Here is an 8,912-nt window from a genome sequence, read left to right on the forward strand (position 1 = left end):
GGGAAGCGTACCGGCCCGACGCCCCGGAGGTCTCCGCCGGTTCCCGCCCTGCTCCAATCCGGAGCAGCCCGGGGTTGCCGGGGCGCACGAATTACCCTGAGAATAGTTAGTGGAAAAAAGGGCTCCAGGAAGCGACACGGGCTCACGCGAAGAAGACGTGCCCCGAGGGAGAAGGAGTTTTTGCATACCGCCGGCGCATGAGCCGGGTGCGGACGCCGGCTAATCCCTGCTACCCGGATACATCGTCCCGGCCCTGCTCCGCCGACGGGTCGATCGTCTCCAGGTCTTCCAGGTTGTTGATGTTCGTAAACGTCAGCAGGTCCGGGTCGATCTTGCGGATCTCCTCCATGTGCACGTATCGGGTATTGAGACTCCTCACCATTGCGCGGAGCGAGAGCGACTCATGCTCCTCCAGGTACCCGATCAATGCGCCCGTCCGGTAAACCGCGTGAAGCGGCTCGAGCATATCGGCGTTCCAGCACGGAATGGCAGCATCGTAGCCGACAGCGGCGTCAAAGAGCATCGTCACCACCCGTGGATTGACGCAGGGCATATCGCACGCAACAACGAAGACATACTCGCCGTGCACCGCAAACGCCCCCGCGTGCAGACCGCCGATGGGTCCAAGGTCTTTGCGGATATCCGGTATGCACCGGATATTCTCGAGATGACAGAATCGTTCGCACTGCCCGGGGTCCCGTGCGACCGCCACGATCTCGTCCACCACTTCCTGCAGGGTCTCGATGAGCCGGTCGATGAACGTCCTGCCCCGGAAGGTAAAGAAGTACTTCTCCCGTCCGCCGGCACGCCGTGCCGCTCCACCAACAAGAACAATCGCAGACCGCATATTCCTCCCTTTCCGGCCGTCAGAGCCGTTCCCGAAAGTGGATCAATTCCGTGATGCAGGTGTTATACGGTGCGTCGATCCCATGTTTCCGGGCGAGGGCCGCGACCGCGCCGTTCATGAAGTCGATCTCGGTTTTTCGCCCGAGAGCGAGGTCCTGGAGCATCGACGAGTGGTGGGCGGCCGTCGCCGGGATCTGCCCGGTTCGGAGGTAATCCAGGTACGCCTCCGGCGCCTCCCAGGGAAGGGCGACACCCTCGGCCTCCGCCACCCGGTAAGCCTCCCGGACGATTGCGGTGACGATCGCCCAGGCATGCGGGTCGGTGAGCGCGCCGTAGGGAACGTTCATGACGGCGCCGAGCGGGTTTAACGCACAGTTATAAAGGGTTTTACTCCAGATATCGGTCCGAACCGTAGCGGTCGCCTCCGCACGGATACCGGCCCGCCGGAGGAGGGCCGCAAGAGACTCAACCGCGTCGTTCGTGCCGGACGGGTAGCGCCCCAGTTTCATGGGCGCCGCCTCCACCGAGACATGGACCGATGCGTCGTCCTGCCACTCGAACCCGGTGATGATCATGGCGCCGATGGTCCGGTCGGTGAAGGTCCCGATGATCTCCTCGTTCCCGATGCCGTTCTGAAGGCTCACCACCGGCCGGCCTCTGATGGAATCTGCGAACTGACGGCAGATCTCCCCGGTATCGGTAGACTTTGCGGTAATGATATAGTAATCGGCATCCTGCCACATCTCGGGGAGGTCCTCGGAGCAGCTGAAACGGTATGCCCCCTCCCCCCAGATTCCGGTCATCAGGAAACCCCGTTTCCGTATCGCGTCCGCATGCCGCTTTCGGGCAACGGCATGAACGTCCGCGACGCGGGATAATTTTGCGGCGACGGTCAGGCCGACCGCCCCCGCACCCAGGACCACGATCTTCATTGGACTCGGGTGTACTATATGCGGAGTTACCTGTTAACTCCTCCCACTCTCTCCCGGCGCTCAATGGCGAGCAGGGCCTCTTTGATCGTCACGTCCGGGGAGAACCCCCCGAGCCCGGTCTTTGCAACGACACGGTGGCAGGGCACCACAAGCGGGGTCGGATTTTTCGCCATCGCCGATCCGACCGCACGGGGCGCGGTCCCGACGCGCCGGGCGATCTCGCCGTAGGTGACGGTCTCCCCGCGGGGAACCGCACGAACCGCACGGTAGATCCTCGCAAAGGTTGAGTCCCCCTCGGTTGCGATGCTCCGGAATGAGGAGAGGTCGGCCGGCCGCCCGGCACAGTAGCGCACGACCTCATCGGGGACCGGACCGGGAAGGCCCGTGCGAGCGAACCGTACCCGATAGACGAGGTCGTCCTGCCACGTCACGTGGACATACCAGAGGCCGAATCGGCACGATCCGGTCAGGATCGCCATCTGCCGGCCTCCTTTCGGAAGAGGTCGAGGGTGCACGCCGCCATCTCCTCCTGCATCCACGGCGGCAGCCCGGCATGAACCCGGGGTTCCAGGAACCGCCGGTCCCCGAGAACGAGCATCCCCCGATCCTCGGGCGTCCGGAGCACTCTCCCGAGCGCCTGCAGGGCACGGTTGACCGCCGGAAGGGTGTAACTGATGAACTCTCCCTCATCGCCGAACTTCATCCTGAAGTAGTCGATCACCATCCGGCGGACGCGGTTGAACGGCGCGAGCGGGAGACCGATAACGAGTGCTCCCGCGAGCATCTCGCCCCGGTAGTCCAGTCCCTCGCTCCACTTGCCGCCGCAGACCGCAAAGAGGGTGCCGGAGCGGCCCGTCCCGGGAAGGGCCATGAACTCACGAAGCATCGCGGCTGAGGCCGTAGCATCCTTGGACTCAACGTAGATCTGTTTCCTTTTGATCCGGGGGGTGCACCACTCCGCAAAGGTGTTCAAGAGGTCATAGGAGGGGAAGTAGATTGCAAGGTTCCCCGGGAGGGCGGCAAACGTGGTGATGTAGTCCTCGACCCGCGCAAGGTTCTCTCTGTCCCGGCGCATCGAGTAAGCGGTGGTGATATCGTTTGCGCAGAGGATGCGGCGGTTTTCCGGGGGAAAAGCGTTCGGAAGCGAGATCGCGGTGACGGGGAGATCGCCGAAGTAGTAGCGGCGGTAACTCTCGATGGGAGAGAGTGTCCCGGAGATCATCACGGAGCAGGCGTGCGCCTGGGCGATATCCTGAAGTTTGGTACTCGGGTCGATATTTCTCACCTCAAGCGCCACCGTGCCGTCGTCCTCCTTCCGGTAGACCGTGAGGTACGCCGGGTCGGCCGCGGACCGGAAGATCCGGTAGAAGAACTCGGTCAGCCGCTCAATCGCGCTCTCCCGGAATTCGCCCGCCTGCATGTTCTTCTCGCGGATCCCCTCGCTGATCTTGAGGAGGTCGTCCACGACCTCCTCCACGCTCCGGTAGAGCGTGCCCGAGAGGATCATCCGCTGGAAGATGGCGGGGTCGAACCAGTCCTCAACCTCGTGCGAGGCTTTGAGCGCATCCATGAACCGGGTGATCTGCGGCAGGATCTGGCTGACGGCGTCCGCCTGGTGCTGGGACCGCCGGCGCCCGGAAAGTTCGTGCCCGGCCTGGACGATGTCGCGCTCCTCGATCATCACGCTCTCGATGCTCTGGACGACATCGCCGCAGTTATGCGCCTCGTCGATGAGCAGCAGGGTGTCGTGCCCCTCGATCCCGAGCGAGAGGTAGAGTTGCTCCCGGATGACGTCGTCAAAGAGGTGGTAGAAGTTCACGAGGACCACGTCGGCGTCCCGGGCGGCGTGCATCATCGTCTCGTAGGGGCAGATGTCGCCGCAGAACCCGGCGAGCTGGTCGGGCCAGATCAACTCGGTGCTCACCCGCTCGGCCCGGACGCGCAGGGCTGCCGACGGGATCATCTTCAATCCCGCGTCCTCGGGCTCCACAAACGATTTGCCGTGAATGAAGTAGGGGCAGATGAGCGGGTGGTCCGGGTCCATCTTCCGGATCTGCTGCTTTATCTGGCGGTCGTTTGCCGGGACGAGCGATCCCTTCTGCGCCCGTTCCCGTATCAGCGCCGTCGAGAAGGCCTTGACACCCTCGCACCGCCGGTAGATATCTCCCTCCCCGCCGAGCGGGCACATGCTGGACTTGCCAATGAGGTAGGCGAACCTGAGATCGCCGCGCTTCTCCCGGATGAGTTCAAGCTCGCGCATGAACGTGGAGAGCTGGCTGATGGTGCGGACAGCGACGAGCACTTTGCGTCCCCGGCTCTCGGCAAGGAGCGCGGAGACCACGCTCGATTTGCCGCTCCCGGTCGGCGCATCGATCATGACAATACCGCCGTCGCGCGCGACAGATGCGGCCGCTTCAAGCATCTCCCGCTGGTGGGGCCTGTACTCCCGGTAAGGGAACCAGTCGTCGAGGGTATCCATTGCATTATACGTCGACGGCCGATCCCAATGTAGTTTGGGTGCCCGGAGCGAAAGTGAAGGAAGGGCCGCACGACGCCGTGCCGGAAAAAAGTGAGAGCCCCTGCCGGGATCTGCGGGACGAAGATGCGCATCTGGCCTGCGGGAGCGTCAACGCCGCACGACGCCGTCCCGGAGCGTCCGTTCCCGGAACCATTATATACAACGACGCTCACCGCTCCTAGGTGATGATGCTATGGCATTCAAGGCAGAGGTCATTGGAAATATAGCGGCCCTTATCACGGCCGCATTCGGCCTGGTCGCCGCTCTCGCGTGGAACGAAGCCATCCAGGAGCTCTTCAGGATCATCTTCGGAGATCAGAGTTCGCTTGTCGCAATGATGGCGTATGCCATCGTCGTGACGATCATCGCGGTGCTCGCGACGATCTGGATCGGCCGCGCCGCAGCAAGGGCAAAGGGCGAGGAAGAGACGGTAAGAAGATAATATCCGGACGTTCCCCGGGTGAAAGGATGATCGGAGGCGGAAAAATCCGCACCCGGACTTTCGCCGGATGCGGATGTGCGGTACCGGGGAGAATGAGACGGGAAACCCCTGCTGTCACTTCGGGTCGGGAACAAATACTGCGAGCAGCGCGATATCCTCCTTATCAGCGGCGACGGCGTGCCTGACACCGGGCGGCGTGGTGAAGGAGTCTCCGGGCTTGAAGGATATCTCCCTCCCGTCGAGGATCATCTTCCCATAACCGTCCAGGATGGTGTTCCACTCCCATTGACTCTCGTGGAGATGGTCGGGAACCTCACAGCCTTTCCGCACCCTGACGAGGTGGGAAGAGAATAACCCCTTCGTATCCGTTCCCGGCGCAAGGTCCGCCAGAGCGACACCGGTCCACGCCGGATTAGAGTTCCACACGGGTCGTCTGCCCGCTCTCTCTGCAGGGAAGAAGGCGAGCCCCTCCTCCATGAGCCGGACAATGTTCTGGTCTTCCATCGTTTTTCGCCAAAAAAAAGGGACGTTTCAGGAAAATCTGGTTCAATCCCTGACGGCAGGAATGATCTCCTTGAAGATATCGATGCCTGCGTTCACGTTCGGGCTGGAGTTCCCGAGGCAGAAGTGGTTGATGCCTGCATCCTTGAACCGCTCGATCTCCTTAATCATCTCTTCGGCGTTTGTGGCGCACATGTAGTTTTCCTTGATGGTATTGGAGTGGACAAGGTTCGCGTGGAGCTGGACCTCCTTCGGATCGTAGACCTTGTATTTGAACATCGAGGGGACGAGGCACCCAGCCCAGAACCGGTTGCCCTCGACCGCTTTGTCGTAGTCGGTGTCGACGGAGTACCAGATCAGCATGGCGTGCTCCATCTTGCTCGGATCTTTCCCGGCTTCCCTCGCACCTTCCTCAAATTTGGGGATGGTGACGTTCTTGAGGACCGAGGGGGCGGCTGCAACGGTCATGAGGTGGTCGCCGTACATGCCGGCGAGTTTTGCGCCCTTGGGTCCGAGGCCGCTGAAGTAGAGCGGAACCTCATCCGTGGGCTTGGTGTACATGAACGCCTTGTCGAGCGTGAAGTAATTGCCTTTGAAGGTGACGGGTTCCTTGCTCTCCCAGAGTTTCCGCATCACTTCAATGGCTTCGACGGTCATGTCCTGCCGCTCGGCAACGCTCGGCCATTTTCCGGTGACCGGAACCTCGTTCATCGCCTCACCGGCGCCCACGGCGACCCCGACCCGCCCGGGGTACATCGCCCGGAGGGTGGCGAACGTCTGCGCGACGATTGCCGGGTTGTACCGCAGAATCGGACAGGTGATGCACGTCGAGAAGAACGCTTTCTTGGTGGCCTGGAGCGCCGCACCCATCCAGGCCCAGGCCTGCGCAGACTGCGCGTTCTCGTGGTACCAGGGGTGGAAGTGATCATCGGCCCAGATCGAGTCGAAACCCACCTTTTCTGCTCTGATTGCCTGTTCAAGCGCATCCGTCGGAGAATACTGCTCCAGAGATGCAAAATAACCGATTTGTGTCTTCATACTGACCTCCTGACAATCGGCAAAGATACCTATCGGGGGCAGATCTACCCAAATCTTGATACGTCACCAGCGCCAACAAAAGCACTGGTACGGTGGCTGAGGCTCGCACATCAATCCCACTTATTTGTGGCGGGCCGCAGCTGTCCTACCCCGTAGATGGTTTCTTCCGGTTTGTCATGTGCGGACTAAGTGTCCACAGCATGGATTGTGGTTGTGACTACAGATATAACTGTCGTTTATTGATCAGCAATACTGAGGTAACGATGGCAGATATTCAGTAATACCATAACTCTGCATGTGTCTCCTCCGCAGGAGAGATACCTATTCTTAGAGAATATCTGAATCAAAGCGCAGATTGCAGGAGTTTAATCAGAGACACGTTGAAACCGGAGACCGTACTCCCGGAGCAGGGGAAACGCTACGTTCAACACTAAAGATAGATATTCGTTTCTGAAGGGTCCGTCTCCTGCGCCACATGAGCTTCGCATGCCCGGAACGGCGCTTCAGCCTCCTCGCGGACAGCATCCGAGACGCCGATCATAAACGATGCTATCTCTCCGGAGGGCAACTTGAAGATAGAGTGCCAGGTCCACGGAGAGGAACGCTCCTTTCGGTACTGGAGAGGAGGCAGGAACTCGGGCTTTTCGGTCTCCAGGACGCGGGTCAAGAAGAGCGACCGGTACCGGGTTTCCTTGAAGGCCAGGTGCTCTGTTGTGACATCCTGTGGTTCGTGCTGTCCTCGGCATGCTGCATATCGGAGAGATAGGTCCGGACTGCCGGACTCTCTTGCTATTCCGCATGACGGTCGGGTCTGAGAATCAACCGGGGCGGGACGATGTCGCCACAACGAGCGATATCCCGCTCATCGCCCGGATCTCAGAGGACCCGGCTATCGGGGAGGCGGACCTCGCGGAGGTGCCGATCGTCGGAATACCAGAGAAAATCCCGGCGCCGCCCCGGTGCGGGACTTCGCCGGTGGATCATCGAGGAGTATGCGCGGCGGGGGAAGTGACGTTCCGCGCACCGGAACGGCGTAGCCGGCCCGGTGCAGCCATATTCTCCGGGCCCGGACAACCGGGGGAAATGAAGAATGAGTTGATCGAATTCACCGGGGCACGGGTCCACGGATACCCCGGTAGACGGTGAACCGGATGACGCCATCGCGGGGTTAATACTCCTTTATTTGAAAAAAAGAATGAGGCGGATATTGAAGGTGCCCCCGGGCACCTGACGCAGAGATGCGGTATGAAGAATGAGACGGGAAACCCCGCCATCATTTCGGATCGGGAACAAATACTGCGAGCAGTGCGGCATCCTCCTTACCGGCGGCGACGGCGTGCCTGACCCCCAGGCGGCGTGGTGAAGGCGTTTCCGGGCTTGAAGGGTACCTCCTTCCCGTCGCGGAACATCTTCTCATGACCGTCCAGGATGGCGTTCCACTCCCACTGGCCCTCGCGGAGGTGGTCGGGAACCTCACGGCCCTTACACACCCCGACGAGGTGGGAAGAGAACGACTCCTTCGTATCCGCTCCCGGCGCAAAGTCCGTCAAGGCGGCACCTGTCCACGCCGGGTTTGAGTACCACGCGGATCGTCTGCCCGCTTTTTCTGCAGAGAAGAAGGCGGCACCCCCCTCCATGAGCCGGGCAATGTTCTGGTTTTCCATCGTTTCTCCCATAAATCGGGACGGATCGGGAAAGCCCGGTTCAATCCTTGACGGCGGGGATGACCTCTTTGAAGATATCGATGCCGGCGTTCACGTCCGGGCTGGAGTTCCCGAGGCAGAAGTGGGTGATGCCTGCCGCCTTGAACCGCTCGATCTCCTTGATCATCCCTTCGGCGTCGGTTGCAATCATGAAGTTGCCCTTCATCATGTCGTGTCCAACAAGGTTTGCATGGAGTTCGACCTCTTTTGCATTGCAGACCCTGTATTTGAACATGGAAGGAACAAGGCAACCGGACCAGAAGCGCAGTGCCTCAACCGCTTTCTCATAGTCGGGGTCGACCGCGTACCAGACGAGCATGGCGCGCTCCATCTTGCTCGGGTCCTTCCCGGCCTCGCGGGCGCCTTTCTCGAAGTTCGGGATGGTGACCGTCTTCAGCACAGAGGGCTCCGCAGACACCGTCATGAGGTGGTCGCCGTATTTTCCTGCTAATTGTGCTCCCTTCGGGCCCATTCCGCTGAAGTAGAGCGGGACCTCGTCGTCGGGTTTGGTGTACAGAAACGCATTGTCGAGGGTGTAATACTTGCCCTTGAAGGAGACGGGCTCGTTGCTCTCCCAGAGTTTCCGCATCACCTCGATGGCCTCGACGGTCATGTCCTGCCGCACCGGTACGCTCGGCCACTCGCCGGTGACCGGTACCTCGTTCAGCGCTTCGCCGGCACCCACGGCAATACCGACCCGCCCGGGATACATCTGCCGGAGGGTGGCGAACGTCTGCGCGACGACTGCCGGGTTGTACCGCATGATCGGGCAGGTGATGCAGGTCGAGAAGAACGCTTTCTTGGTGGCCTGGAGTGCCGCGCCCATCCAGGCCCAGGCCTGCCCCGCCTGTGCGTTGGTGTGATACCAGGGGTGGAAGTGGTCATCTACCCAGATTGAGTCGAAACCGTCATTTTCTGCTCTGACTGCCTGT

10 protein-coding genes are annotated in these 8,912 nt (G+C 61.0%); 2 read left to right on the forward strand and 8 right to left on the reverse strand.

The features are described from left to right. Positions 1 to 229 precede the first annotated feature (229 nt). Genes mobA through BP737_RS12580 form a run of 4 tightly spaced genes read right to left on the reverse strand, consistent with a single transcriptional unit; the run spans position 230 to position 4,257 of the window. The gene (gene mobA / locus BP737_RS12565; protein ID WP_292409737.1) at positions 230 to 847 is read right to left on the reverse strand and encodes a molybdenum cofactor guanylyltransferase; all 618 of its coding nucleotides are present in this window, start codon (positions 845 to 847) and stop codon (positions 230 to 232) included. Between the two features lie 19 nt (positions 848 to 866). After that, on the reverse strand, positions 867 to 1,778 hold the full coding sequence (locus tag BP737_RS12570) for a ketopantoate reductase family protein (protein WP_292409738.1): 912 nt from the start codon (positions 1,776 to 1,778) through the stop codon (positions 867 to 869). A 26-nt stretch (positions 1,779 to 1,804) separates the two neighbouring features. Beyond that, positions 1,805 to 2,257, reverse strand: a complete 453-nt coding sequence (locus BP737_RS12575; RefSeq protein ID WP_292409739.1) for a methylated-DNA--[protein]-cysteine S-methyltransferase — start codon at positions 2,255 to 2,257, stop codon at positions 1,805 to 1,807. Then, entirely contained in the window at positions 2,245 to 4,257 is a 2,013-nt protein-coding gene (locus BP737_RS12580; RefSeq protein WP_292409740.1) for an ATP-dependent DNA helicase, read from the reverse strand. The genes BP737_RS12575 and BP737_RS12580 overlap by 13 nt, the downstream gene beginning before the upstream one ends. A 232-nt stretch (positions 4,258 to 4,489) precedes the next feature. Between BP737_RS12580 and BP737_RS12585 the strand changes: the two genes are divergently transcribed. Continuing rightward, positions 4,490 to 4,738: a DUF5654 family protein gene (locus tag BP737_RS12585; RefSeq protein ID WP_292409741.1), complete on the forward strand. Its 249-nt coding sequence runs from the start codon at positions 4,490 to 4,492 to the stop codon at positions 4,736 to 4,738. A gap of 114 nt (positions 4,739 to 4,852) precedes the next feature. Here the strand turns inward: BP737_RS12585 and BP737_RS12590 are convergent, their stop codons facing one another. Then, positions 4,853 to 5,242 (reverse strand): cupin domain-containing protein, encoded by a 390-nt coding sequence (locus BP737_RS12590; protein ID WP_342686226.1) that lies wholly within the window; start codon positions 5,240 to 5,242, stop codon positions 4,853 to 4,855. Between the two features lie 42 nt (positions 5,243 to 5,284). Next, entirely contained in the window at positions 5,285 to 6,277 is a 993-nt protein-coding gene (locus tag BP737_RS12595) for a TIGR03557 family F420-dependent LLM class oxidoreductase (RefSeq protein ID WP_342686227.1), read from the reverse strand. A 798-nt stretch (positions 6,278 to 7,075) separates the two neighbouring features. Between BP737_RS12595 and BP737_RS12600 the strand changes: the two genes are divergently transcribed. Continuing rightward, positions 7,076 to 7,423 carry a hypothetical protein gene (locus BP737_RS12600; RefSeq protein WP_292409748.1) on the forward strand — a complete coding sequence of 116 codons (348 nt, stop codon included), beginning with the start codon at positions 7,076 to 7,078 and terminating at the stop codon, positions 7,421 to 7,423. A 173-nt stretch (positions 7,424 to 7,596) separates the two neighbouring features. Here the strand turns inward: BP737_RS12600 and BP737_RS12605 are convergent, their stop codons facing one another. Both BP737_RS12605 and BP737_RS12610 read right to left on the reverse strand, forming a co-directional pair. Beyond that, on the reverse strand, positions 7,597 to 7,953 hold the full coding sequence (locus BP737_RS12605; protein ID WP_342686228.1) for a cupin domain-containing protein: 357 nt from the start codon (positions 7,951 to 7,953) through the stop codon (positions 7,597 to 7,599). A gap of 28 nt (positions 7,954 to 7,981) precedes the next feature. After that, positions 7,982 to 8,912 (reverse strand): TIGR03557 family F420-dependent LLM class oxidoreductase (locus BP737_RS12610; protein ID WP_342686229.1); only part of this gene is annotated, 931 nt, incomplete at its 5' end.

Source organism: Methanoculleus sp. UBA291 (genome assembly GCF_002499755.1).
GTDB classification, from domain to species: Archaea; Halobacteriota; Methanomicrobia; order Methanomicrobiales; family Methanoculleaceae; genus Methanoculleus; species Methanoculleus palmolei.

Excerpts from the sequence above, each read along its gene's own strand:
- mobA (WP_292409737.1), bottom strand. The coding sequence starts at position 847 with ATGCGGTCTGCGATTGTTCTTGTTGGTGGAGCGGCACGGCGTGCCGGC.
- BP737_RS12570 (WP_292409738.1), bottom strand. The coding sequence starts at position 1,778 with ATGAAGATCGTGGTCCTGGGTGCGGGGGCGGTCGGCCTGACCGTCGCC.
- BP737_RS12575 (WP_292409739.1), bottom strand. The coding sequence starts at position 2,257 with ATGGCGATCCTGACCGGATCGTGCCGATTCGGCCTCTGGTATGTCCAC.
- BP737_RS12580 (WP_292409740.1), bottom strand. The coding sequence starts at position 4,257 with ATGGATACCCTCGACGACTGGTTCCCTTACCGGGAGTACAGGCCCCAC.
- BP737_RS12585 (WP_292409741.1), top strand. The coding sequence starts at position 4,490 with ATGGCATTCAAGGCAGAGGTCATTGGAAATATAGCGGCCCTTATCACG.
- BP737_RS12590 (WP_342686226.1), bottom strand. The coding sequence starts at position 5,242 with ATGGAAGACCAGAACATTGTCCGGCTCATGGAGGAGGGGCTCGCCTTC.
- BP737_RS12595 (WP_342686227.1), bottom strand. The coding sequence starts at position 6,277 with ATGAAGACACAAATCGGTTATTTTGCATCTCTGGAGCAGTATTCTCCG.
- BP737_RS12600 (WP_292409748.1), top strand. The coding sequence starts at position 7,076 with ATGACGGTCGGGTCTGAGAATCAACCGGGGCGGGACGATGTCGCCACA.
- BP737_RS12605 (WP_342686228.1), bottom strand. The coding sequence starts at position 7,953 with ATGGGAGAAACGATGGAAAACCAGAACATTGCCCGGCTCATGGAGGGG.